At 63.3% G+C, this 24,424-nt stretch carries 21 protein-coding genes; 5 read left to right on the top strand and 16 right to left on the bottom strand.

Annotated features, from left to right (window positions below; all coding sequences use genetic code 11):
• Positions 1–87: 87 nt before the first annotated feature.
• From JQ46_RS00240 to JQ46_RS00200, 9 genes are all read right to left on the bottom strand, one after another.
• Positions 88–1,977: a FadD32-like long-chain-fatty-acid--AMP ligase gene (locus tag JQ46_RS00240; protein ID WP_034984414.1), complete on the bottom strand. Its 1,890-nt coding sequence runs from the start codon at positions 1,975–1,977 to the stop codon at positions 88–90.
• A gap of 216 nt (positions 1,978–2,193) precedes the next feature.
• Positions 2,194–3,126 (bottom strand): cutinase family protein, encoded by a 933-nt coding sequence (locus JQ46_RS00235; protein WP_034984413.1) that lies wholly within the window; start codon positions 3,124–3,126, stop codon positions 2,194–2,196.
• A 124-nt stretch (positions 3,127–3,250) separates the two neighbouring features.
• A complete protein-coding gene (locus JQ46_RS00230) occupies positions 3,251–3,850 on the bottom strand; it encodes a DUF732 domain-containing protein (protein ID WP_034984412.1) in 600 nt (199 codons plus the stop codon).
• Between the two features lie 2 nt (positions 3,851–3,852).
• Positions 3,853–5,814, bottom strand: a complete 1,962-nt coding sequence (locus JQ46_RS00225) for an alpha/beta hydrolase-fold protein (protein ID WP_237744653.1) — start codon at positions 5,812–5,814, stop codon at positions 3,853–3,855.
• Positions 5,815–6,333: 519 nt separating this feature from the next.
• Positions 6,334–7,347, bottom strand: coding sequence for an alpha/beta hydrolase (locus JQ46_RS00220; RefSeq protein WP_034984410.1), 1,014 nt, complete (start codon positions 7,345–7,347; stop codon positions 6,334–6,336).
• A 319-nt stretch (positions 7,348–7,666) separates the two neighbouring features.
• Complete coding sequence (locus JQ46_RS00215; RefSeq protein WP_034984408.1) at positions 7,667–8,695, bottom strand: decaprenyl-phosphate phosphoribosyltransferase; 1,029 nt, start codon at positions 8,693–8,695, stop codon at positions 7,667–7,669.
• Complete coding sequence (locus JQ46_RS00210; protein ID WP_034984407.1) at positions 8,692–9,294, bottom strand: phosphatase PAP2 family protein; 603 nt, start codon at positions 9,292–9,294, stop codon at positions 8,692–8,694. The genes JQ46_RS00215 and JQ46_RS00210 overlap by 4 nt, the downstream gene beginning before the upstream one ends.
• Before the next feature lie 87 nt (positions 9,295–9,381).
• The gene (locus tag JQ46_RS00205; RefSeq protein ID WP_034984405.1) at positions 9,382–11,445 is read right to left on the bottom strand and encodes a glycosyltransferase; all 2,064 of its coding nucleotides are present in this window, start codon (positions 11,443–11,445) and stop codon (positions 9,382–9,384) included.
• 113 nt (positions 11,446–11,558) lie between these two features.
• Positions 11,559–12,440, bottom strand: coding sequence for an EamA family transporter (locus tag JQ46_RS00200; RefSeq protein ID WP_034984403.1), 882 nt, complete (start codon positions 12,438–12,440; stop codon positions 11,559–11,561).
• A gap of 166 nt (positions 12,441–12,606) precedes the next feature.
• On the opposite strand from JQ46_RS00200, the gene JQ46_RS00195 reads away from it, so the two are divergent.
• The gene (locus tag JQ46_RS00195; protein ID WP_080719458.1) at positions 12,607–13,788 is read left to right on the top strand and encodes an ATP-binding protein; all 1,182 of its coding nucleotides are present in this window, start codon (positions 12,607–12,609) and stop codon (positions 13,786–13,788) included.
• Positions 13,789–13,803: 15 nt separating this feature from the next.
• On the opposite strand, the gene glf is transcribed toward JQ46_RS00195, so the two are convergent.
• From glf to serS, 5 genes are all read right to left on the bottom strand, one after another.
• Positions 13,804–15,021, bottom strand: coding sequence for a UDP-galactopyranose mutase (gene glf / locus JQ46_RS00190; RefSeq protein ID WP_034984402.1), 1,218 nt, complete (start codon positions 15,019–15,021; stop codon positions 13,804–13,806).
• 76 nt (positions 15,022–15,097) lie between these two features.
• Positions 15,098–15,559 carry a TIGR02611 family protein gene (locus JQ46_RS00185; protein WP_034984400.1) on the bottom strand — a complete coding sequence of 154 codons (462 nt, stop codon included), beginning with the start codon at positions 15,557–15,559 and terminating at the stop codon, positions 15,098–15,100.
• A 6-nt stretch (positions 15,560–15,565) separates the two neighbouring features.
• On the bottom strand, positions 15,566–16,384 hold the full coding sequence (locus JQ46_RS00180; RefSeq protein ID WP_034984399.1) for an HAD family hydrolase: 819 nt from the start codon (positions 16,382–16,384) through the stop codon (positions 15,566–15,568).
• A gap of 9 nt (positions 16,385–16,393) precedes the next feature.
• Positions 16,394–17,344, bottom strand: a complete 951-nt coding sequence (locus JQ46_RS00175; RefSeq protein ID WP_034984398.1) for a lysophospholipid acyltransferase family protein — start codon at positions 17,342–17,344, stop codon at positions 16,394–16,396.
• Between the two features lie 98 nt (positions 17,345–17,442).
• Positions 17,443–18,717: a serine--tRNA ligase gene (gene serS, locus JQ46_RS00170; RefSeq protein WP_034984396.1), complete on the bottom strand. Its 1,275-nt coding sequence runs from the start codon at positions 18,715–18,717 to the stop codon at positions 17,443–17,445.
• 149 nt (positions 18,718–18,866) lie between these two features.
• On the opposite strand from serS, the gene JQ46_RS00165 reads away from it, so the two are divergent.
• Entirely contained in the window at positions 18,867–19,955 is a 1,089-nt protein-coding gene (locus tag JQ46_RS00165) for a septum formation family protein (RefSeq protein WP_034984395.1), read from the top strand.
• Between the two features lie 13 nt (positions 19,956–19,968).
• Complete coding sequence (locus tag JQ46_RS00160) at positions 19,969–20,319, top strand: metallopeptidase family protein (RefSeq protein ID WP_034984394.1); 351 nt, start codon at positions 19,969–19,971, stop codon at positions 20,317–20,319.
• Here the strand turns inward: JQ46_RS00160 and JQ46_RS00155 are convergent.
• Together JQ46_RS00155 and pheA are read right to left on the bottom strand one after the other, a co-directional pair.
• Complete coding sequence (locus JQ46_RS00155; RefSeq protein ID WP_034984391.1) at positions 20,316–21,167, bottom strand: histidine phosphatase family protein; 852 nt, start codon at positions 21,165–21,167, stop codon at positions 20,316–20,318. The genes JQ46_RS00160 and JQ46_RS00155 overlap by 4 nt on opposite strands.
• A 3-nt stretch (positions 21,168–21,170) precedes the next feature.
• A complete protein-coding gene (gene pheA / locus JQ46_RS00150; protein WP_051876171.1) occupies positions 21,171–22,190 on the bottom strand; it encodes a prephenate dehydratase in 1,020 nt (339 codons plus the stop codon).
• Between the two features lie 120 nt (positions 22,191–22,310).
• Between pheA and JQ46_RS00145 the strand changes: the two genes are divergently transcribed.
• Both JQ46_RS00145 and JQ46_RS00140 read left to right on the top strand, forming a co-directional pair.
• Positions 22,311–23,678 carry an amidase family protein gene (locus JQ46_RS00145; protein WP_034984387.1) on the top strand — a complete coding sequence of 456 codons (1,368 nt, stop codon included), beginning with the start codon at positions 22,311–22,313 and terminating at the stop codon, positions 23,676–23,678.
• Positions 23,668–24,402 carry a CPBP family intramembrane glutamic endopeptidase gene (locus tag JQ46_RS00140; RefSeq protein WP_034984465.1) on the top strand — a complete coding sequence of 245 codons (735 nt, stop codon included), beginning with the start codon at positions 23,668–23,670 and terminating at the stop codon, positions 24,400–24,402. The genes JQ46_RS00145 and JQ46_RS00140 overlap by 11 nt, the downstream gene beginning before the upstream one ends.
• Positions 24,403–24,424 lie beyond the last annotated feature (22 nt).

The raw sequence follows: 24,424 nt of genomic DNA, 5'->3' as shown, positions 1-24,424 counted from the left end.
GTTTCCTTTCGTGCCGGAATGCCTTATGCAAGGCGTGAGTGAGTCACCGTAGCGCTATATTTTAACGCGCCGAGGTCGCTTTATGGATTAAGCGCCCAGCGTGCCCTCCAGATACGCCTTCGCGGCCACGCGGCGGGCGATCTTGTTGGCGGAGGAACGAGGCAGGGTGCCCGGTGCGATGATGCGCACATCGGAAGGCTGCACGCCGTGGGTAGCGGTGACGGCCGCGCGCATGGCCTCGATTGCCTCCGCGTCCCCGTCCTCGCTGGCGTCCGGATCGCGCTCGGCGACAATGATGAGACCTTCGACGGACTCGCCGTCGGCGGCACCGCTTGCGGAACCACCGGCCTCCACTGCGAAGGCGGCGATGACGGCCGGCGCGGTCTGCTCAGTCGCCTCATCGGCAGTAGCCTCAATGTCCTGCGGGTAGTGGTTACGGCCGGCGACGATGATGAGGTCCTTCAGGCGTCCGGTGATGAACAGGTGACCATCCACGATGACGGCCAGGTCACCGGTGCGCATCCAGTTATCCTCCGGAGCGTCGCCCGCACGACTATCGGAATCCAAGCGGTTGGCGGTCGGCAGGGAGTTGCGGAACGTCTCCTGGGTCTCCTCTGGACGGTTCAGGTAGCCCGCGGCCATGTTGTCGCCGTGGACCCAGATCTCGCCGACGTTGCCGTCGGTCAGCTCCTTACCAGTCTCCGGGTCGATGATTGCGATGGTCTGCGGCTCGCACACCTGACCCAGGGAGACCAGGGAGAGGCTGTCTGCGTCGTCCGTGCTGCCTTCCACGGCGGTGCCGTCGGACAGCTCCTCGCGCTTGAACCACTTCGTCAGCGGGCGCTCGTCGGTCTGCGGGGTGGTGACGATCAACGTGGCCTCGGCCAAGCCGTAGGACGGACGCATGGCCTCCTTCTTGAAGCCATAGGGGCCGAAGGTATCCAGGAACTTCTGCACGGAGCTGTGGTGGACCGGCTCGGAACCGTTGATGATGCCGTCGATGGCGGACAGGTCCAGGTCGGCCAGCTCCGCGACCTTCGCCGGGTCGGCGTAGCGCACGGCCAGCTCCAGGGCGAAGTTAGGCACGACGGTGTAGACGTTCTCTTCCTCGCTCTGGCGGTTCAACTGACGGACCCAGCGGGTCGGGTCCTGGATGAAGTCACGCGGGGACATCAGGTCGAAAGGCAGGCCCAAGATGATCACGAAGGCGGACAGGATCACGCCCATGTCGTGGTGTAGCGGCAGCCAGGTGCTCAGGCGCAGCGGAGTCTGCAGGTTCGCTGCCTTGAAGATCTGTAGCACGTTGGTGACGATCGACTTGTGGGTTAGCACCACGCCTGCCGGGGTGCGCGTGGAGCCGGAGGTGTACTGCAGGAACGCCTCCTCGCTGGACTTCGGCGCCAGCGATGGGTCCGCCATGATGGCAGCCATGGGGTTCTGCCAGTCGTCGGCCAGCGCATCCGGCAGCGCATCCACCGTCAGCACGCGGGGGCGCTCGGTGGTGGGCGTGGAGGCGAAGTGCTTGCGCACGGCCGTGGCGGAGCGCTTATTCGTCAGCACCACCGTCGGCTCGGAGGAACCCAGCACGGCAGTCAGGTGGCCGGTGTGGCCCGGCTCGTTCGGGTCATACAGCGGCACGGGCACCATGCGGGCATACATCGCGCCCAGGAAGGCGTACATGTACTCCGGGGAGTTGTTGGCCAGGATGGCCACGCGGTCGCCGGGCTTGGCGATCTGCTGCAGGCGGACACACACGGCCTTGATGCGGGTGTTTACCTGCGCGCGGGTGATCTCATGCACCGTGCCCTCGCGGGACTCGCTGAAGTCCCAGTGGCGGATCAGCACGTTATCTACAGTGCCCTCCATCTGCGCCATGGTGTAAAGCATCTCGCACATGCCGGAAAGGGTGAGCTGGTCGGGGACGTTGATGTCGCCCTGCTCGTCGTAAAACTGGCCCATTGCTGCAGTGATGTCCACGCGGGTCTCCTCTACTTATCCACTCGGTTCAAACGGTATCGGGTTAGCTACCTAGCTCCAGCGCCATAGCTCTAACGCCATAAACATTTAGTTTCACTTGTGAAACACATCGTACCGGGCACCGCTCCTGTTACCCGGCAATTTCGCATTCCCGTGTGCCGTGTGCCCCCAGCTCCGGCACATCGGCACGCATGGGCCCGCCGAAACGGCGAGCGGCTACTGCACTCGCTCGTTAATCAGATCCCGCGCCCATCCAACGATGTACTCCGGAACGGTCTGACCCTCCACGACCTTCCCGTTTGTCGCATATTCCGCATGCACAGCGTTAGCGGCCACCAGGTCCTTGGCTCGCACAAGAGCGTTGCCCAGATCCGCTGGGGCGTCACAAATAAGATCCGCAGGGGCGCAGTAGTTATTCACCCGATCGTTCAGTTCGCCGAACCCATCCGGGCGCGGGCCGCGCATCGTAGCGCCCGGCACGATCGTCTGAATCAGCCCACTGACCGGGTTTAGCGCGATCTCCGCTCCGGTGCCGCGGATGCCCTGCGCACCAATGAGCTTGCCCTTGTCCAGCTCCTGCCTACCGTCAGCGATCAGCGATACTCCCAGCACCCGGTCGGCGGGCACGGGGCCGCGCCCATTGCCGATTTCTCCCGCCAGGTCGCCGGTGATCACTGCGCCCTGGCTAAAGCCGGTCAGGATGAAGGACGTTGCTGGGCACTTCTCGTGCGTCGCCCGCAGCTCCTCCTTCATCCGCTCGAAGCCCTGGTTGCGGGAGTCGTCATAGCTCATCTCGTGCTTCGCGTTCATGTTGCGGAACTGCGCGGTGTACGGCAGGGTCCACACCTTCACCTTGTCCGGAGAAAACTCGTCGGCCAGCGGGCGAGTGACGTTCAGCAACAGCGAGTGAGGGTTGGCGTGCGGTGCCAGCGGATCGTCGTCGGCCCTGGATTCCCACGTGCCCGGCGCGGCCAGCACCTCTACATCCACGCACCCGGGCGGGTTCTGTGCCTCCGGGGCGGGCGGAGAGGTGGGCTTGCCCGGCCCCGGACCATCAACATCGTCGTCGGTGAGCAGCCAATTGCCCACGCCCACGACAATGAGCGCAAGCAGGACCAGCACTGCCAGGATGGTCAAAACTTTCTTCATAGCTTCTTTCTAGACCTTCCTCTAGGGGTTCTAGAGCTTCTAAAACTTGTAGAGCTTCTAAAGCAAAACCAGGCTGTCCTCGCCACCAATGGCGGACAACCTGGTTATGGGAAACGAGTGACCACTAACAATACGCGGATTTCGCGGCCTTGCGAATAGCGTCTTCGGCCTTCTTCGGATCGCCGTCGATCACGCCGTTGGCCTCCAGCTGTCCCGCAGCCAACGGGGTGTACACATCGGCCTGTCCGCCACCCTCGGCGGTGCAGTGGGCGTGACCAGCGGCGATGAGCTGATCTTCCAGACCACCGATCTCCGCTGCGTCGTTGGCCTTCGCCAGGTCGATGCCACTATCTTTCAGGCGCTTCAGGAAATCCTTGTCCTCATCGCTGCGCTGCGCACCGGATGGAATGTCGTCGACCTCGTCCACGGCGCCATCCTGTGCCGGGGCGCCACCACGGTCACCGGCGGGTTCTGGGGCGTCATTACTTTCCGAAGAACCAGAGTCGCTGTCCTTGTCGTCCTTAGCGTCCTTGCCGTCCTTGTCGTCGCCGTCGGACTTCTCAGTCTCGGTCGCGGACTCCGTCACTGAAGGTACCGTCGTGGACTCCGCCGAATTGTCGACCGTCTCATCGCCGCCGCACGCCGTCAGCGTGGCCAGCGACAGTAGCGCCGCACACGCGGCACCGGCGGCCACACGAAACTGCCTATTCTTTGTGACGCCCACAGTTAGAGCACCTCAACGCGTCCGTTGACCTCGCGGATCTCGCCGTGCTGGAACTTGATCCGAGTTCCGCCCTCCGGGATGTCCTCGTGGTCGCTGATCGGGTAGCCGAGCTTGCCCTGCTCCCAGCCACGCTTACCCCATTCGTCAAACACGTTTCCGTAGTAAATCACGTGTGCGCCGGTGGACGGGGACCAGTAGATGTTGCCGTGCTCGAACTCGGAGAAGCGGCCACCCTTGATGGCCTTCTCGCCGCTCTTCGGGTTGCCCAGCTTAGAGGTCACGCCACCCAGCTGCAGGTACTTCTCGGCGATCTTGCCCTGGACGTAGTTGGTCTTGTTGTCCTTGTCGCGGATGATCACGCCGTTCTGGTACTTCTGCATGTAGCTATCGCCGACCTTCTCCAGCTCGGAGATCGGGTAGCCCAGCGGGCCGTTCTCCCAGCCGGTCTTGCCCCACTCATCCATGAAGTCCTTCGGCACAGCGTGGGCACCGGTCTCGTGGGTCCAGTAGATCGCGCCGTTCTCGAAGGTGGTGTAGCGGCCGCGACCGTTGGAGATGACGTGCTCCTCGGAGGTCGGGTAGCCCAACCAGGAGTCCGGACCGTTCATGGAGGCGTAGTGGGCGCCGATGCGGCCCCATACGAAGTGGGCGCCGGTCTTCGGGGACCAGTAGGCACGGCCACCGCGGAAGTCCTGAACCTTGCCGCCGTCCTTGGCGTCGTACTCGTTGGAGATGCAGGCGCCCAGGGTCTCCGGGGCGTTCTTCATGTTCTCCGCGATGGCACCGCCAATCTTGCACTTCGCGCCGCGGTCAGCTTCCGGGATGCCCAGAGCGTCCGCAATGTGCGGCCATGCCTGGATCATCTCGTACTGCCAGTACGGCCAGTCGTGGGTACCGGACGGACGGAAGGCCGTGATCGGTTTCACGCCGGCCTTCTTTGCGTACTTGACGAAAGTCTCGGTGGTCATGCGGGACATGACCTCCAGGCCGAAGCCGGCCATGTTGTCGGGCATGCCCGGAATGGTGCCCGGCTTGTCGTACTTGCCAGCGTTGCCGTTACCCGCGGAGACGTAGACGGTCATGTCCTTCAGCGCATCCACACCCAGCTTCGGGTCGTGGTCGATCCAGTCCTGGGAGCCGAACTCGCCCCACATCTTCTTCGCGTCGTAGCCATTACCGTCATTGGTGGCGTAGGCGATGGCTTCCGGCATGCCGTAGGAGGTCGTGTCCAGGTAGCCGGAGAAGGAGCCGACGAACTTCCACATGTCCGGGAAGCGCTCGGCCAGGTTCATTGCGGCGGTGCCGCCCATGGACAGGCCGGTGATGGCGCGATCTTCGTTGGCGCGCCAGCCCTCGCGCAGCACGGAAGGCAGCTCCTTAGTCAGGAAGGTCTCCCACTTGTAGTGCTTGCCGTTTTCCGGCTGCTGCCAGTCCGTGTAGAAGGAAGACTCGCCGCCGACGGGCAGAATCACGTTGACGTTGCGGTCGGCGTACTGGTTGGCAATGTTGGTGGACAGGGTCCAGCCGGACTCGTCCTCACGGGCGCGCAGGCCATCCAGGGCCCATACGGTCGGGAACTTGCGGTCGGGCTGAGAGTACCAGTCACGTGCCAGCAGGATCTGCACCTTGATGGGCTTGTCTGGCATGGCAGCGGAGTTGATGAAGACGTTGGCCCAGCGCTCGGTGATCCACTCAACGCGGTCCACGCTTACGCCCTCCGGCAGGCCTTCCAGGTGCTGTTCGGTGACCTGGCGTGGGGTGCGCTTCGGAATGCTGTCCGGATCCAGGTAGCTGGTGCCGGAGCCCGGGCCCATGGAGCCGCCGAGGGAGCTCTGCGCGGTGGCAGCCGGCATCATTGGCATTGCCAGCGCAACGGAAAGCGGCAGGGCCAGGATTGCCGAGCCCATACGGCGGGGGCTGCGGGCGGAGCGAGTGCGACGGGAGAGGTTCGCTGCAAGGCGCATAGTCTTCATTCTTTCTGTTGCTTTTTGGTTGTTTTAGTAGCTTTGGTGGCTTTAGCTGCTGTGGTCTGGTTGCCTCGAAGCAGGTTCCCCTCCTGCTTCGAACACCACCGGGCGCTTCATTAGGCCATTCTGTATTCACGTTTGCGTCTATCACGACCTGGATCTTCTCAAGCTTTTCGAGCTTTTATCGCAGGTGCGCTTCTAGCACGTGAGCAATTATGGCAAGCAAAAGCGCTTTCACATGGACAACACGCGGAACATTTAAAGTTTTACTTGAGGGTTAGCCTACCATGTTGCCAGTGTTGCTTATGTGACTCTTGATGTTCTTTCTTATTGACGCCCCCACACTTCATTCGCCATTAAGCGTCAATCCCCCACCAGCGCCATCCGCACCCCAGCCTTCAACCCCACCCCCCTCACGCGCAGCGTCAACCCTCAGGCAAGCAAAAAGCCACCGCCCCAGGCAGTACCTAGGGCAGTGGCTTTAAGAGTTTAGGAGATCGCTAGAACGACCTAAGTTTAGGCACCCAGTGCACGCAGAATGTGCGGACGAGCCTTATTCAGCTCCGCATCCCAGTACGGCCATGCGTGCAGGCCGTTGATCGGGTAGCTCACAACCGGGCGAGCGCCAGCTGCGCGGGCGGCCATCTCGAACTTTGCGGTGGAAGTACGTGCCATCCACTCCAGGCCGATGCCAGCAGCAACACCCCGCGGGTTATCCAGGAACTTTTCACCACGGGACGGCACACCACCGGAGGCGGCCAGGTACAGCGGCATACCGCGGAAGCGGCCGGCCTGAACAGTCGGGTCATTGCGGAAGCGGCGCGGGTCGACCGGGCTGCCCCACATGTCCCAGATGTTCGCACCCTTGTCAGCGTCGGACATCGCGTACTGGATTCCGGCGTACATACCAGGCCAAGTCGGGTTCAGGTAACCGGACAGGGAGGTTGCCTGCTTGAACTGGTTGCGGTGCCATGCAGCCAGGTTCATTGCAGCAGTGCCACCCATGGAAAGACCAACGATGGAGTTGCGGGTCGGGCTCACGCCGAAGTTGCGCTGCAGGTAGCCCGGCAGCTCGCGAGTCAGGAAGGTCTCCCAACGCGGCTTCTTCGGGCCACCCTTACCGCCGTACGGGCCCATCCAGTCCGTGTAGAACTGAGCCTGGCCGCCGACCGGCATGACCAGGGTCACATCGTCGTTGACGAACTTCTTCACAGCGTTGCCCGACCAGACCCACGCATTCCAGTCCTGGCGTGCGCGCAGACCGTCCAGCATGTAAACGCCAGCGTTACCGCCACGGGAAGATGGCTTGATCTGCACCTGGATCTTCTGACCCATCGCCGGGGAGTAAACCCAGCAGTTCTGCAGGTAGTACTTGTGCTTGCTCCAGTGGCAGCCCGGACGCAGGTGGCCACGGTTGTCAGCAGCAGCGGTGGGTGCAGTGACAACGGCCATGCCCAGCGCAGTGGCAATAGCTACCAGGAATGCAGTGAGCTTAGAGCCCAAACCCTTGGTCTTCTTAGTCGTGTTCATGTAGTCCTAAATGTCTTGAAACGTTCTGACGAGAGACGCGCCGAAGGCTCATCTCGAAACACAGGATGCGTGTACGTTATCAAACCTTTACCATCCCACTCAACGTAATGAACGAATCCCTTTCGCAAAACGCTACATCCCTAAAGCTCCCTCAACACACCCTTAGAGCCACCTAGTCACATAACTCTCTTTTCTCACTTTCCTCACTGCGGCCCCATCGATAGCAATCTAGGAGCCCACCCCACCCCCGAAAGTGCAGAACGCCGACTCCCCCACAAAGGAGAAGTCGGCGTCACAAAGAAAGAACAGAGAGTTAAACCTAGAACAGCGGCACGATGTAAACCGCCATCGCTACACAGAACAGCCAGGCCAGAGCCAGCAGCTGCAGGGTGCGATCCTCGAGGGCGATCTCGTCGGGCGCGCCACCCTCACCGCGGTCGACGTCCGCGGCATAACGCAGAATCGCGATGGTAAACGGCACCATCGAGACCTGGTACCACACGGCGGCCACACCGGACTCGACCGTCTGTGCCAGGCCAAAGCCCCACAGCGCGTAGCTCAGCACCACGGCGGTGGCGGCCAGTGTCCAGACAAAGCGCAGGTAGGTGGGGGTGTAGCTCTCCAGGGACTTGCGGATCTTCGCGCCCGAACGCAGCGAAAGCTTCAGCTCCGCGTAGCGCTTACCCGCCGCCATGAACAGCGAGCCGAACGCCGCGACCAGCAGGAACCACTGGGAAAGCAGGATCGAAGCGGCTACACCGCCGGCCATCGCGCGCAGCATAAAACCGGAGCTCACCAGCGCAATGTCGATAACCGGCTGGTGCTTCCATCCGAAACAGTAACCCAGCTGCAGTGCGATATACACCGCCACGACAATCGCCAGGTTCGTGCCCGACGAGGCCAACAGTGAACCACCGATCGCCGCAATGATCAGCACCACCGACATCGCATACGCCAGCCCCACCGGCAGCACACCCGCCGCGATCGGGCGGAAGCGCTTAGTCGGGTGCGCACGGTCGGCCTCCACGTCGCGGGCATCGTTGATCAGGTAGATCGAGCTGGCCGCCAGGCAGAAGGCAACGAATGCGATCAGCACGTCCAACAGCACCCGGCTGTGGAAGAGCAATTCTCCACCAGCCGCCGCAGGAGCTGCGATGACCAGCACGTTCTTGACCCACTGCTTCGGACGCAGCGCCTTGATCATCGCCTCCGGCAGGTTGCGCGGCGGGCGCAGCTTCTTCGTTTCGGTGGCGGTGCTGGTCGCCTGGTTGGGATCTTCCAGCCCGGACGTGTGTGGCTCTGCGCCGATCAACGGCTCCGTGCGGCCGTTGCTAGGCTGTTCGCTCACTGGCTTTTCTCCTCACTGTTTTTCTTTGTGACGCCCCCACGTCCCCCATCTACAACCCCGCGCACGGCGATGGCCGTGGCAGCGCCGATGCAGCTTCCGAGGGCGACGTCAGAGGGATAGTGTACGCCCAACACCATGCGCGACAGCGCCATCGCCGGGATGCCCACGAGGGGTAGTGCCCCGGTGCGGTTGTTCGCCGACTGAGTAAAGGCCACAAGGGCGGCGGTGGAGCTGGTTGCATGCGAAGACGGGAAGCTGAGCTTCGAGGGAGTACCCACGCCGATCTTAATGCGCGGATCGTGCGGGCGCGGGCGGCGAATGATGCGCTTGAGCACCACGCTGGCGGCGTGCGCCAGGAAGGCGCTGACGCCCACGGTCAGCCATCCGCGGCGTTCCGGCCCGTCAGCGGGCTTGCCTTGCGCGGCGGCCAGGCCGTAGCCCAGGGCGGCGGACCCCATCCAACCAAGGGCGTGCTCACCGAAGTGGCTCATGCCTCGGGCGGTGGGCAGCACTCCCGGCTTGTCGGTCAGCTGCTTTTGCAGTGCGACCAGCAGGTCGGATTCGCCCAGCGGATCGCCGCTTATGCGTGTGGAGCTCATTGTTTCTGCGTTGTCCTTAATGTCAGTTGCTTCGGTAACTTCAGTGACTTCAGTAACTTCGGTCTGGCTCGGCTTCAGTATGGGGCGTTAGTTTTCAATCGCGCTCTCGGGCTCGAAGATCTGCGCCCAGCCTTCCCGGCTGGTCAGGTACGGGTGCGCTGCCCGGTAGGCATCGCGGAGCTCGTCGAAGCGATCCGCGACCTGCTTCTGCAGGCGCATGGACTCCTGTGCCAACGCGAGCATTTGGCCGCGGTCTCGCTTGCGGTACACCACTCCCTTGCCATCGGCGGTGGTCACGGTCGCCCCGTCCACTCGGGAGAGGCTGAACCAGCGCGCCTCGATGGGCGGGAGGTTCACCTGCGGTGCGTGGTGGTGGCGGGCGTCGGCGGGCTTAGCGTTGTTCAGCAGCCCCTTGGCAAGCGTGACAATCTTGGCCTTCTTGCTCAGTGGGATGCGTGTGAGGTCGGCCGGGGCGCCCGTCGCGGCGGGTAGGTCGGTGGCTGACGGGATAACGACCGCGTCGGAGTAGTTCTTGCGCAGCTTCGCGATGCGCGGCAGAGAAGTCTCCAGGATGTCGAACAGCTGATCCGGACCAGCCAGGAAGTCCTTCATCGCCTCGTTCTGGATTGCGACGGTGGAGTACTCGAGGCACAGCAGGTGCTTGGCGGTGGCCTTCGCCATCGAGGCAACGATGCCACGCGGGCTTCCATCGTGCTGGATCGCAGCGACAATCAGGCGGTTACGCAGGTGGAAGTATGCCTGCCAGTCAATGGCATCGTCCTTATCGGACCAGGCCATGTGCCAGATCGCGATACCCGGCCAGGAGGCGGTCGGGAAGCCAGCATCCTTCGCGCGCAGGCCGAACTCGCCATCATCCCACTTGATGAACAGCGGGAGGGGCTGACCAATGGTTTTCGCGACAACGCGCGGGATCATGCACATCCACCAGCCGTTGTAGTCAACGTCGATGCGGCGGTGCAGATCCTTGGAGTTCTCCGAACTATTCGGGGTGCCGTAGCCCTTGCTCACCACGTCCCGGGCCACCGGCGCGATGGGCTGGCCTGCCGCGTTGTGGGCAGCACCATCACCCAGGTCACGAAGCGGGTGCTGGTAAAAGTCGTGGTCGTAGTGGGTGTGGGGCGCGGCGGTCCACATGAACGAGCCACGGTCGATGACCTCGCCCATGGTGTGGAGGTGGCTGCGCTCCTGCAGGTTCAGCATCTGGCCGCCGATCAGCATCGGGGACTTCGCGTAGCGAGCAGCCGCCAGGGCACGCAGCACGCTATCAGGCTCGATGGCAATGTCGTCGTCCATGTACAGGATGTACGGGCTGGTGGTGCCTCGCTCCTCGTGGAGAGCCTCGTACATGATGCGGGAGTAGCCGCCGGATCCGCCCAAGTTGCCCTGCTGCACGATGTGCAGGCGGTCGCCGAAGTGCTCCGCAACCTCGTCGAAGTCCGGCTCGTCGGCGGGGTGCTTGTCGCCCTGGTCGGGCATGATGATGGCCTCGATGCGGCCGTCGACTTCGGGGTCGGAAGCGAGTGCGTGGAGTGCTGCGACCGCGTCGGCCGGACGGTTGAACGTTGGGATGCCGATGGTGACGCTCGGTTCAGCAACCGGCAGCGTCTCGCCTTCGAAGGCCTGCTCGCCGGCATCGACGGTGGCGTACCAGCCCGCGGAGTGCAGGCGGGTTTCCTTCTCACAGGTCAGGTCGAACCAAATCCAGCCGCCGTCCTCGAAAGGAGCCAGGGAGATGGTGAACTCGGCGATTCCGTGGCCGCTTTCGTCAGTTTCGATCTGGGCACCCTCGATGCCAATGCGGGAGCCGTCGTACTTGGAGCGGTATAGGTCTACGCGGGCCTCACCAGTGATTTCGATGCGCAGCTTGACCTCGTCCAGCTGGGACCAGCGGCGCCAGTAGGAGGCGGGGAAGGCGTTGAAGTAAGTCTCGAAGGAAGTCTCGCTGCCCGCTGGCAGGATCGCTTCGGTGCGGGAGATGGCGTTTACGCGGCCGGGGGTGGTGGCCTCGTTCTCTACGAAGTACAGGGAACGCACGTTGCGTGGTTCGCCACGCTTCGGCAGCAAGATGCGCGCCAAGCGGGTGGCGTCGAACTCATCGTTGGTATTGGCTTTCACTGGCTGAGCGTTCATTTGCTGAACACAGACCTCCGCATAGGCAATAAAGACATTGGAATATACCCGATTATCCACGAAAGCCCGTCACAAGAGCTTGTGCGACACAGCCCCAGTTCAGCCCGAGTTAGCTAGGCCCCTACTTCGGACAACGAATCTAACTCCCGAGATTCCTGGGCTCCGCGCCAGGTAATAACCGCACCGGCTGTCGCGATCAGGACGATGCCCATCACCATGGACCAGGTGAGCTGGTCTCCGGAAAAAGCCCAGCCCAGGATTGCTCCGATCACAGGATCCAGCGCGAAGAGCGTGCCGACAACCGCCGCCGAGACAATTCCAGCAGCGATCGTATCCACTACATAGGGAACAACGGCGCCGATGAAACCAGAGATGACGATGATGCCCCACATCGAGCCGTCAACATGCGGCACCGCCGGGACAGAGAACGGCGCGAGCACAAGTGCCGCGACAACCACAGACAGCGCCAGATCCGCCATGCCACCACCCTCGGTTTTGCCAACGCGGACAGCAAACAGCGTGTAGGCGCCGAAGAAAATCGCGCCGACAGCGCCGAATCCAAGACCGACGATGTCCAGGTCGTTGGAGGGCTGCGCGATCAGAGCAACGCCGACGAACGCGGCGATGGCCCACATACGGGAGCGCCACATGGTCAGTCCTAGAAAAGACACGACACAGGGGCCAAGGAAGTCGATAGTGACGGCGACGCCCTGGGGCAGGCGGGCGATGGCTGCGTAAACCATCATGTTCATCATGGCAATTGCGATGCCGTAGACCACGATGTTGAGGGCGCGGGTGCGCGTCATGCCAGACAGCTTCGGACGGAAGATGACCACCATGATGATGGCGGCGGCAGTCATGCGCAGGCCTGATACGCCCGGCGCACCGACCGTAGAAAGCATGTCTGTGACCAGTACCGCCGCGGTTTGGGTACCAATCGAGCCGATGAGAACCAGGAGGACCGGTGCCACTGGCAGGGTGAGGAACTTGCTCACTCCCTGCGACAACGGCTTTTGCTTGGTTGCCTTTGTTTGGGTTTTCTCACGCGACACCCGTGCAACATTAGTGCAGCTTCCTCTAGTTGAGGCAATCGAGATCTAGCAACAAAATAGTAAAGATAGTAAAAATAGTAAAGATAGTAAGAGATAGTAAGGAGGCAAGATGCCGCCCACTCCAGCTCGACCTAAGAACCCCTTCACCGCAACAGTTGGGAAGACGCCGCTGGTGCTTGCGGGACGCAGTGAATACCTCCACGACTTCGACGCCGCCATCCAGGATGGTCCCGGAAGTCATGAACGTATCTCCATCATTACCGGCCCTAGAGGGATCGGCAAGACTGTTTTGTTGAATGAATTTGAAGCGGTCGCGAAGACCCACTCGTGGCACGTTATCTCCGAAACCACGACTCGTGGTTTCAACGATCGCATCCGCGACCGCGCCTTCAGACTCCTACAGGATCTTTCCGATGAGCCCACACGCCGCCTGTCGGGCATCAAGCTCCCTTCCTTGGGCTTCGAGACCGAAGCTATTCCCTCCTTTTCGCCCACACCGACGTTGAGGTCGGTACTCGAAGAGCTTTCCGACCGACAGGCTGAGCTTGACACCCGACTCAACCAAGAACCAGTCGGCCTACTTATCACCCTGGACGAGCTGCACTACGCCCACATGGACGAAATCATTGAGTTCGGGACAACCATTCAACATCTCGTCCGCGAAGACCGGGAGATTGCGATTGCGATGGCTGGCATTCCTGGCGCCGTGAAACCACTTCTTGCCGCTGACGAAGGTCGTAACCCTGTGACCTTCTTGCGTCGCGCGAACAAAATTGAAACCGGAATGGTGCCGATTGAAGAAGTACGCACAGCGCTTGAAAAGACCACCGAACAAGTCGGGGTCTCGTGGACCCTTCAAGCACTCGACAACGCAACCAAGGCGACCGGTGGCTACCCCTTCATGATTCAGCTAGTTGGGCAACACGCTTTCCGTAACTACACCGGCAACGCGATCGACGAAGAAGCAGTATCTCGCGGAGTTGGTGCCGCCCGGAGAAAGCTCGGACAGCTCGTGCACGAGCCTTCGATTGCGGATCTCTCTGAGGTCGACCGGACCTTTCTCATCGCAATGTCGACCGACGATGGCCCCTCTCGCATGTCGGACATCGCAACTCGAATGGGCGTAGATGCGCAGTACGCGGGAAAATACCGCAAGCGCCTCATTGACGCAGAAATGATTCGCCCAACAGCCCACGGGTTCGTCGATTACGAGCTGCCATATATGCGCGAGTATTTACGCTCCCATCACGCGACCGATGCACTAGAGCAGTTCTCCATCTGGCCGGAGTAACCCCCAAACCGGCGCCTAGTGCCCGCGCTCCTGCTCCAGCGGCTCGCCCGACTCGAAGAACGGCGCCAGCTTGTTGTCGTACATCGACAGTGCCGCGCCGATGGCCATGTGCATGTCCAGGTACTGGTAGGTGCCCAGGCGACCGCCGAAGAGCACCTTGTTCTCCGCAGCCTCCGCCGCCGCCAGCTTGCGGTAGGCCTCCAGCTTCTCGCGGTCCTCCGGGGTGTTGATCGGGTAGTACGGCTCGTCGCCCTCCTCCGCGAAGCGGGAGAACTCCTTCATGATGACCGTCTTGTCCTTCGGGTACTTGTCGCCCCGCTCCGGGTGGAAGTGGCGGAACTCGTGGATGCGGGTGTACGGGAACTCGGCATCGTTGTAGTTCATCACCGGGGTGCCCTGGAAGTCGCCGGTATTTAGCACCTCGGTTTCGAAATCGAGGGTGCGCCAGCCCAGGTGGCCTTCGGCGTAGTCGAAGTAGCGGTCCAGCGGGCCGGTGTAAACAACCGGCGCATCCGGGTTGGCCGCCCGAACCTCGTCGCGGATCTCGAACCAGTCGGTATCCAGTCGCACCTCGATCTTCTCGTCGGCGGCCATGTTCTCCAGCCACGCGGTGTAGCCCTCCACCGGCAGGCCCTCGTAGGTGTCGTTGAAGTAGCGGTTGTTGAAGGTGTAGCGCACCGGCAGGCGGGAGATATTAGAGGCCGGCAGTTCCTTCGGGTCGGTCTGCCACTGCTTGGCGGTGTAGTCGCGCACGAAGGCTTCATACAGCGGGCGCCCAATCAGGGCGATGCCCTTTTCCTCGAGGTTCTTGGCCTCTGCCGGGTCCAGCCCGTCGGTCTGGTCCTTAATCAGCTGGCGAGCCTCGTCCGGGCTGTAGTACTTGCCGAAGAACTGGTTGATCAGTCCCAGCCCCATCGGGAACTGGTAGGCGGTGCCCTTGTGCATTGCAAACACGCGGTGCTGGTAGTCGGTGAAGTCCGTGAACTGGTTGACGTAATCCCACACGCGCTTGTTGGAGGTGTGGAACAGGTGCGCACCGTACTTGTGAATCTCGATGCCGGTCTCCGGCTCGGCCTCGGAGTATGCGTTACCGCCGATGTGGGAACGCTTCTCCACCACCAGCACGTTCTTGCCGGCCTGGGTTGCCGCGCGCTCGGCCACGGTAAGGCCGAAGAAGCCGCTGCCGACAACGATGAGGTCGTAGTTCTGTCCGCTCTGTGTCTGCTCAGTCATGCCTGCCAGGTTACCGCGCTAGCTCACTGTTTTTTGGTCATGACGCCACCTCGGTGTGCCGCCCGGTGCAGCGATTTCAGGCAAGCGGTTCTTTAAACCCGGCCCAGTCGGGTAGCTCCTCCACCCACTCCCCCAGCCAGGCTTCCGCAAAGCCGAGCATCCCGGTGTTCCACATCACCCAGAAGATGCCGCTGAAGACCACGGCGCAGCCCGCCAGGAACCCCACGCCGATGAAGCTCTTGGTCGCCGCCCCCTGCCGCTTCCAATGCTCCTCGAAGCTGTCATATTTCCGCAGTCCCCAATCCAACAGTCGGTTGGGCCAGGTCATTTCGAAGGAGAGCACGCCGATGCCGAAGAACAGCATGAACCAGCCTGGCCCGGGAGTGGGGATAATGAGGATGCCGCCGACCACCAGCAGCCACCCTATGAGCAGCGTCAGAGGGCCGACCAGGAATCCATAGCTGCGCTTCTTCAGCCCCTCGTGGCGCACCTGCAGCTGGGCTACCTTCCGACGTACGTTTTCGCTCAGCTTAGACACGGCTGCCTAAAACCACCGTTCGAGGACGGTGGCCACGCCGTCCTCGTCATTCGTTAGTGTGACCTCGTCGGCAATCTCCTTCAGCGATTTCTCGGCATTGCCCATCGCCACGCCGTGCCCTGCCCAGGTAAGCATCTCCGTGTCGTTGGGCATATCCCCAAAGGCAATGGTCTGCGTGGCCTCCACGCCGATCTGCGCGGCGATCCATTCCAGCGCGGAGCGCTTGGAGATCCCCGCTGCCGCAACCTCCACCAGACCCCCTTCATAACTGTAGGTGGCTTTCGCCTGGGTGGCGTCAATAAAAGGCCGCACCGCGGCAAAGAGCTCGGCCGAGGTTCGATTGGGGTCCCGGACCAGCAGCTTCACCACGGGCGTGGCGGCGAGCTCTTCAAGGGACTGGACGGCATGCTCGGTGGAATCCCAGGCGTGGTCGTAGCCGGGAGAGACGGAAAATAGCTCGTCGGCGCGGTCGAAGGCGCTGGTCCCGGCGCGCTCGACGGCGAAACCCACCCCAGGGACGGACTCGCTGAGCTGCTCAATGAGTGCCCGGATGAGGTCGGGTTGGAGGGTCGCGGCGTGCACGATCTGATCCCGGTCGGCGTCATAAATAATGGCACCGTTGGCGCAGGCACAAACGGGCCGGACGGGCAGCTGCTCGAAGACGGGCATCAGCCAGCGCGGCGGGCGGCCGGTGGCGATGGTGAAGACGGTGCCTCGGCGCAGCATCGAATTCACCGCACGGCGCATGCGCTCCGAGACTCGCTCCCTACTGTTGAGCAGGGTGCCGTCAACGTCGCTGACCACCAGCAACGGGGAATCCTGCATTGCTCGGGCCTACTTTTTGCGCAGACGGTTAATGCGCTGGCGCAGCGGCACCAGGATCTTATTGATGCCCGTGGCCTGCTCGCGTTCGCGAGCCTCGGTGGCGGCGCGACGCTCGGCCTCGGCCTTCTCCTGGGCGCGCTTTTCCTTACGGGCTGCGGCATCGGCGCGATCCTGGACGGTGGCTTCCTCCAGCGTCGGCGCGGTTCCGCCGAGAGCAGCCGGCACCCAGAATTCCCCCTTGGGCATGGGGCCGAAGCGCTCCTCCCAACGCTGGCGGGTCAGGTCCATCTGCTCGACCATGGCCTGGTGCAGTCGCTCGGTAGTAGCCTGGGCATCCTCGGTGACCTCGACCGGCTTGCCGACGGTGATCACCAGCTGGGTTTCCTTCGGCCGCCAAATTGGCTTGCGCCCCTTCGTCCACACACGCTGGGAACCCCAAATCGTCAGCGGGATCAGCGGCACACCAGCCTGGTAGGCAATTCGCGCGGCGCCCTGGCGGAACTCCTTGATCTCGAAGGATCGAGAGATCGTGGCTTCCGGGAAGATGCCCACCAGGTCGCCGGCCTTCAGCTGCTTGATGGCCTGGTCCACCGAGGCCTGCCCGTCCGCGCGGTCGACCGGGATGTGGTTATAAGAGCTCATAAGCGCGCCCACACCCTTGACGTCGAAGATCTCTTTCTTCGCCATGAAACGAACCACGCGTCCACCGCGCACGTGCGCCGGGACGCCACCGTAGGTGAAGTCCCAGTAGCCAGTGTGGTTAACTGCGATCATCGCCGGCCCGTCGGCGGGAATGTTCTCCGCGCCGTAGACCGCGCAATCTAGGTGCTGCATGTAGCGGAACCACAGCTTGGCGATGCCGATCGTCGGAAAACCATAGGGGAACTCCTTGGCTTCCTTGTGGCCGGTGATCTTGGGCTGGTAGCCATCGGGGAAGCTGAAGCTATCGAGCAACGACATGGGTGGCGGTTACCTCTCTTGGGATCCTTGAAACTGTGGCTCGGCCAGCGCGCCGGGGGCACGGCCGAGTCGGCGCTTTAGGCACCGGATTCGCTGGGTTATTCGCTGGGCTTCAGAATATCTTTACCAACGAAAGGACGCAGCGCCTTCGGCACAACCACGGAACCGTCGGCCTGCTGGTGGTTCTCCAAAATAGCCACCAACCAGCGGGTTGTCGCCAGCGTGCCGTTCAGGGTAGCGGCGGTCTGCGCCTTGCCGTCGGCATCGCGGTAGCGAGTCTTCAGGCGGCGGCCCTGGAAGGTGGTGCAGTTGGAGGTACTGGTCAGCTCGCGGTAGGTCTGCTGGGTGGGAACCCACGCCTCCGTGTCGAATTTGCGGGCCGCCGAGGAGCCGAGGTCGCCACCGGCAACGTCGATCACGCGGTAGGGCACCTCAATGGCAGCCAGCATTTCGCGCTCCATGGCCAGCAGCTCCTGGTGCAGCTCCGTAGCCTCCTCCGGCTTGCAGTAAACGAACATCTCCACCTTGTCGAACTGGTGGACGCGGATGATGCCGCGGGTGTCTTTGCCGTAGGAACCGGCCTCGCGGCGGAAGCAAGAGGACCAGCCGGCGTAGCGCAGCGGACCGTTGGAAAGGTCGATGATCTCCTCGGAATGGTAACCAGCCAGCGCCACCTCGGAGGTGCCGACCAGGTACATGTCGTCTTCCTCCAGGTGGTAAATCTCATCGGCGTGAGCCCCCAGGAAGCCGGTGCCGGACATGATCTCGGGGCGCACCAGCACCGGCGGGATCATGAGCTTAAAGCCGTGCTCCACAGCCTTCTGAGCCGCCAGCTGCAGCATGCCCAGCTGCAGCAGCGCACCGTCGCCGGTGAGGAAGTAGAAGCGAGCACCGGAGACCTTCGTGCCGCGCTTCATGTCGATTAGCCCCAGGGATTCGCCCAGCTCGAGGTGATCCTTCGGCTCGAAGTCGAACTGCGGCGGCTCGCCCACCACGTCGAGGGTGACGAAGTCCTCCTCGCCACCGGCCGGCGCGCCTTCCTCCACAATGTTGGAGATCTGCATCTGCAGGTCGTAGACGGCCTGCTCGGCGCTGGACTGGGCCTCTTCCACCTTCTTGACTTCCTCCGCCTTCTCTTTGCCCTCCTCGCGCAAGGCCTGCTTCTCCTCGTCGGAGGCGGAGCGCATCTTCTGCCCCATCTCCTTGGAGAATGCCTTCTGTTCCGCACGGGCCGCGTCGGCGGCGCTGATGGCCTCGCGGCGCTGGGAATCGGCCTCCAGCAGCTGGTCGATCAGCGCCGGATCCTCCCCACGAGTGCGCTGGGATTCACGGGCTACATCGGGGTTATCGCGCAGAAACTTCAGATCAATCATGGTGCTTAGCTTAGCCGGTTCGCCCTCGTAGTTGTCTGCCCAGTTCCCCCCTATGGCACAACCCCTACTAGACTGGCCTCACAATTAGAGTCCAATACTGTCGAATACACGAATACAGCCGAAACCCGAAGCAGATTTAGAGCGAGCCCATGACCACCAGCGAAGCGAAAACCCGCCGCAGAGCACGCAGCCTCACCATCGCATTGTTCTCCGCCCTGTGCGGTGGTGTCAGCGCCGCTGCGTTCGCCTTCGTCGCCCCCGAGGGCAGCACCCCGCTGGTACCGGCTGATGAAAAGCAGGGGCAGCACGTGAACAACACCACGTTCACCGAAGCCAGCAACGGCGACTGCGTAAATTGGAAGCCCGGCCAAGACGGAGTGAACTCCGACTTCGCCACCGTCGATTGCGAACAGCCCCACCGCTTCGAGGTCAGCTCCCGCGAAGACCTCGGCCAGTACCCCACCAGCGAGTTTGGCCCATCCGCAAAGCAGCCGGACTTGAAGCGTCAAGAAGAATTGACCAACGAGCTATGCACCGGACCGACGATGCAGTACCTCGAGGGCAAGCTCGACCCGGAGGGGCGCTACTCCATCTCCCCGATCCTGCCCCCGCAATCCGCGTGGAACGACGGCGATCGCACGATGCTGTGCGGCGTGATGGTTCCAGATGCTACCGGCCGCACCACCGAGACGACCGGTTTTGCGGCAAAGCAGGACCAGTCGCGCTACTTCGAAAAGGATCGCTGCGTACAGGTAGACGGCGATCTGACCAATGAGGTTCCGTGCGAAGAGAAGCACGCCTGGCAGGTGACCTCCGTGGTGAACCTCGGCGAGGAGTTCCCCGGCGCCTGGCCGGATACGAAGAAGCAGAACGAGTTCCTGAACAAGGTCTGCACCAAGGCCGCGCAGGATTACCTGGGCGGCGACGATGCGCTGTACAACTCCACGCTCACGCCGTTCTGGACCACGCTGCAGCGCCAGTCCTGGGATGCTGGGTCGCGCACCGTGAACTGCGCCTTGACGTTCGGTCGCCCCGGCGGCGGATTCGCCACCCTCGTCGGCGATGTGCGCAGCGAATTCACCATCGACGGCCACCCGCCGAAGACCCCGCCGAAGCGCAACCCGCTGCGCCGGGATGCAAGTCCCGACAACGCTGGCAACCCCGGCGCAGATGCAGCACCGGACGGAGGCGCCCCGGCCGCAGAGGACCCAAACGCCAACCCAGCCCCGGCGCCGTAGGCGGACACTTCCCATGGCCATCGACGTTTCCCCCGAGCGCTTCGAAGAGCTCGTTGACCTCGGCCTTCGGCGCATCCCCCGCGAGCTGCTGGATAACGTCAGCAACGTCGCCATCGTCACCGAAGACTACAACCCCGAAAGCCCGCACATCCTGGGGCTCTACGAGGGCATCGCGCTGACAGAGCGCACCTCCGAGTACACATCTGCCCTGCCCGATAAGATCACGATCTACCGCCACGCCCTCGAGGACATCTGTGACAACGAGGAAGAGCTAGTCGAGCAGGTCGCCGTCACCGTCATCCACGAGCTCGGCCACCACTTCGGCATCGACGACGACCGCCTGCACGAGCTCGGCTGGGGCTAGAGCGTCGCCGCGCCCCACCCCAGCACTTCGAAGGAGCCCTCCAGGCTGTCGAGCACACCGGAGCGCGCCGCCGTTGCTTCGGCCTTGTTCGTTTCTGTCTTATTTTGTGACGCCCCAGGCCGGCCCACCGCAACATCAGCCAACTCGGCAATGTTGTCTGGCACGCGCAGGGTAATGACGTTGCCGTTGGCCAGGTAGTGCATGAAGGCCCACTCCGGATCCACCCCGCCCAGGAAGCGGGCGACCAGGCGGATCACGGCACCGTGGCTGACCAGCGCAATATCGGTGGGCTCGCCACCGTTCTGTACTGCCTCCCGGTTCGCGGCCTCATTGTCGGCCAGTGCGACCAGCAACGTGGCCAGGTACTCGCGCAGCACCTCCGCGCCGGACAGGCCACCGGGCACGACCTTGTCCACCCGGCCGAGCATCCAGGTGCCCAGGATGGAGTGGTAGGCCTCGTGTGAGTCCTCGTCGTTCTTCATCTCGTACTGCCCGGCTGGGATCTCGGAGACCCGAGGCAGGCGCTGCAGCGCCGCTTGAATGTGATCCGTCGCACGGGCGGAGGCGGTGGCGTCATCTAAGGATTCCCCGCGGGAGAAGCCCGCAGGAACGATCTCTCCGCCGAATGCACCGGCCAGACCCACGGCAGTTTGCTGCGCGCGCGCAGCAAACGAGGAAGCGATCTTCAGGCGCTGGGTGCGCTCGCTGAGCCAGTGGCCAGCCTCTGCGGCCTGCTCCCAGCCCAGTTCGGTGAGGTCGGCGCCGGGCAGCGCGGTATCCAGGGCGTGAATGGCGTTGGAGGTCGTCTGGCCGTGCCTGACCAGGAAAAGACGTGTCGATTGTGCCATTGCCTAGCTACCCTTCTGACCGCTCTTGAGTTCCTCAATCCATCTACTGGATTCAGCGTAGTTCGGCGGGGCACTACCCGCATGGCGATGCAGTGGATGGGTGGTAGAGGACTCCGCGACCGGCAGTGGTTCCGCGGAAGGCCAGCTGCCCAGGAAGCGCACGTCCTCCGCACGGCGGTACAGGCCGGCCAGGGCTTCAGCCACGGCGGCATCCTCGATGTGGCCGACGATGCCAATGTGGAAGACGTAGTTTCCGTTGGCCGCGCCCTCGCCTTTTTCCCCAGTACGGCGGGGGCGGGAGCCGATGCGCGCCATGTCCACCTGACGGGTGGAGAGCTCGGCGATCGCATCCAGCAGGCTGGAAGGCACATTCGGCAGCCAGAGCACCATGCCACTGCGATCATTGCCCGTGCGCTCGGTGGGCTTACCGGGGTTGCCGACCAGGATGAAGCGGGTCTGGGCGCCGGCGACGTCGGCCACCCCCTCGGCCACGGCATCCAGCTGGTGGATCTCCCCCGCACGGGCCGGCGCTGCGGCGGCATCCGCCTGCCCGACCTTCACCGCGGCCGCGGCCGCACCGTTGCTGGAGGCGGGGACGAAGGAAACGTCCGGCAGATTCTCCGCCACCCAGTTGCGAACCTGCGCCTCGGCGACGGGGTGCGTGGTCAGCGTCTTAATATCCTCCAACTTGGTGCCGGGGCGTACCAGGATAGAGAACACCACCGGGACGAGCACCTCACGGTAGATCTGCAGCGGCTTACCGTAGGTCAGCGCATCTTCCGTCTGCGAGACCGGCCCGTCCACGGAGCTTTCCAGCGCCACGCACGCGAAGTCCGCTTCGCCGTCGCGCACCATGTCCAGCGCCTCACGTGGGGAGGTGACAGGAATCTCGGTGGCTTCCTCCGGCACCGCGCCGAGCTGCTTAAACTGCTTCAGCGCCTGCTCGGTGAAGGTCCCTTCGGGGCCGAGGAATGCTACGCGCACAGAAGAATCACTCGTCGAACCGTTCTTGCAACCACTCATGCAACGCAGTCTAGTGGAGAGGCCCACCAGGGATTCCCGAAGATTCCCGAAGTTGGATTCCCTGCGATTCCCGGAGACGAAGCCTCCCCGGCCATACCCCGGGTATATCCTTGGATAGCAATGAACCGCACGCCCGACCAGCCCAGCACTTTCGCCGCCCGGCTCGCCCGCGCCCGGCGCGATACCGGCCTCAGCAACGCACAATTGGGCGTGGCCCGCGTCTACGACAACCCCCACAGCTACGACTTCCTGCGCAGTCACCCGGATCTTCCCCTCGGCGGCGAGGAGGTGCTGATCAAGGACCTGCAGCAGGTGGCGGGCGAGGTCACGACCATGGGCTCGGTTCACCACAGCTTCGTGGCCAATTATCACGACACGGCCGCCCACCGCCTGCTGGTGGGCGGAGCCACGCTGGTCGGCGCGTCTTCCTCCGCGGAGTACGGCACCGCCGCCTACACCGAGCCCGTCGGAATGCCTCAGCCCGTTAACCCACTGAATTCCGCGATGATGGTCGGCGGCTCCTCCGGCGGGGCGGCCACGGCCGTCGCCCGTGGATTGGTGAACATTGCCCACGCCACCGACGGCGGCGGCTCCATCCGCATCCCCGCGGCCTGCTGCGGGCTCGCCGCGTTGAAGCCTGCCCACAACCACCGGTTCGGCTCTTTTACGCCGGTCGCGCAAGGGTTTATCGCCTCCGACCTGCCCACCACTGCCCGCGCTTACGGCCTGCCCGAGCCGGATATGAACACGCTGCACCTGGAGCCCACCCAATCACCACAGCCTCTGCGCATCGGCTATACCAACCAGCCCTTCCACACTCGCAGCGTTGTCTCCCCGGAGATCGCCGCCGCCACCGCCGCGGCCACAGCTCTGGCCACCACGCATCCGCGCGTCGAGTCCGTCACCCAGGCGCCCGCGCCCTATCCCCCGGCCACCTTCCAGCTCTTCCGCGACCTCATCGCCGCCCGCTGTGCGGATCTGCCGGGCACACTGTCGCCCATCACATCGTGGCTGCGTGAGGAAGGCCGGCAGGTGCCGAAATGGCGGCGTCAACAGTTAGAGAAACAGATAGTCGGGCTAGACCCACAGCGGGCATGGCCGCACTTCGACGTGATCGCCACCCCGACCCTCGCCTGCGCCCCGCCGCCTCCCGGGGCATTTTCGCAGCTCAAGCCCGCCGATAATTTCTGGGCACAAACCGCCTGGACACCGTGGGGCACCCTGTGGAACCTGACGGGCTGGGCGGCCGTCACGCTGCCGCTCGTCGCCCCCGAGCGCGTGCCCGGCCGCTGGCCGATCGCCCTGATGCTGGGCGCGGTCGGCAATCGCACGAGCGCCGCCACGCTGCTTTCCCTCGCTGCCTTTATTATGGACGCCGCCTCGCGCCTGCCCGCCGAGAGCCTCAGCGTTGCGGTGCCGGGCGATATCGAGACCCTGGATTTCCGCGCCAAGCCCGACAACAGCCACAGCCATGAACATGAGCACTAGTACCCGCGACCGCACGGCACTGCGGTGGGAGCTACTGCTCATCCTGGGCATCACCTTCGGCACCTCCGGGTTGCGCGCCATCGCCCGGCTGGTAGAGGCAACCGTCAGCCCGGAGGCGCTCAACGAGCAAAAGGCCACCCTCAACCAGGCGCAATCGACGCTGCCCTGGCTGGATCCGATACTGCAGCTGCTCTCCAGCGGCGTGCTCTTCGCCTGGGGCGGGCTGGCGATATTCCTACTGCTACGGCACCTGCCCACCCCGGCGCTGGTGCGCAGCTGGCGGCTCCGGGGCCGCGACTGGCTGCACGGGGCGGGGCTGGCCGCGCTCATCGGGCTGCCGGGGCTGGCGTTTTATCTCGGCGCGGTTCACCTGGGGCTATCGAAACAAGTCGTACCCACGGGCCTGGACGAATCCTGGTGGCGGATCCCGCTGCTAATAGTGAACTCCTGGGTCAATGGATTCGCCGAGGAGCTGGTGGTCGTGGCTTGGCTCAGCACGCGCCTCCGACAGCTGCGCATCAGCTGGGCGTGGGTGTTCGCCGCCAGCGCGCTGCTCCGCGGCAGCTACCACCTCTACCAGGGGTATTCCGCCGGACTAGGCAACGTCATCATGGGCGTCATCTACCTCTGGTACTTCAAACGAACCGGGCGGATCTGGCCTCTCGTGATCGGACACGGGCTGATCGATACCGTCGCATTCGTCGGCTACGCTGTGCTGTTCTAGCGCGCGGTTGGGCCGTTCGAGC

This window comes from Corynebacterium jeikeium (genome assembly GCF_000738175.1).
GTDB classification, from domain to species: Bacteria; Actinomycetota; Actinomycetes; order Mycobacteriales; family Mycobacteriaceae; genus Corynebacterium; species Corynebacterium jeikeium_C.
This window is presented reverse-complemented; position numbering and strand designations above follow the sequence as displayed.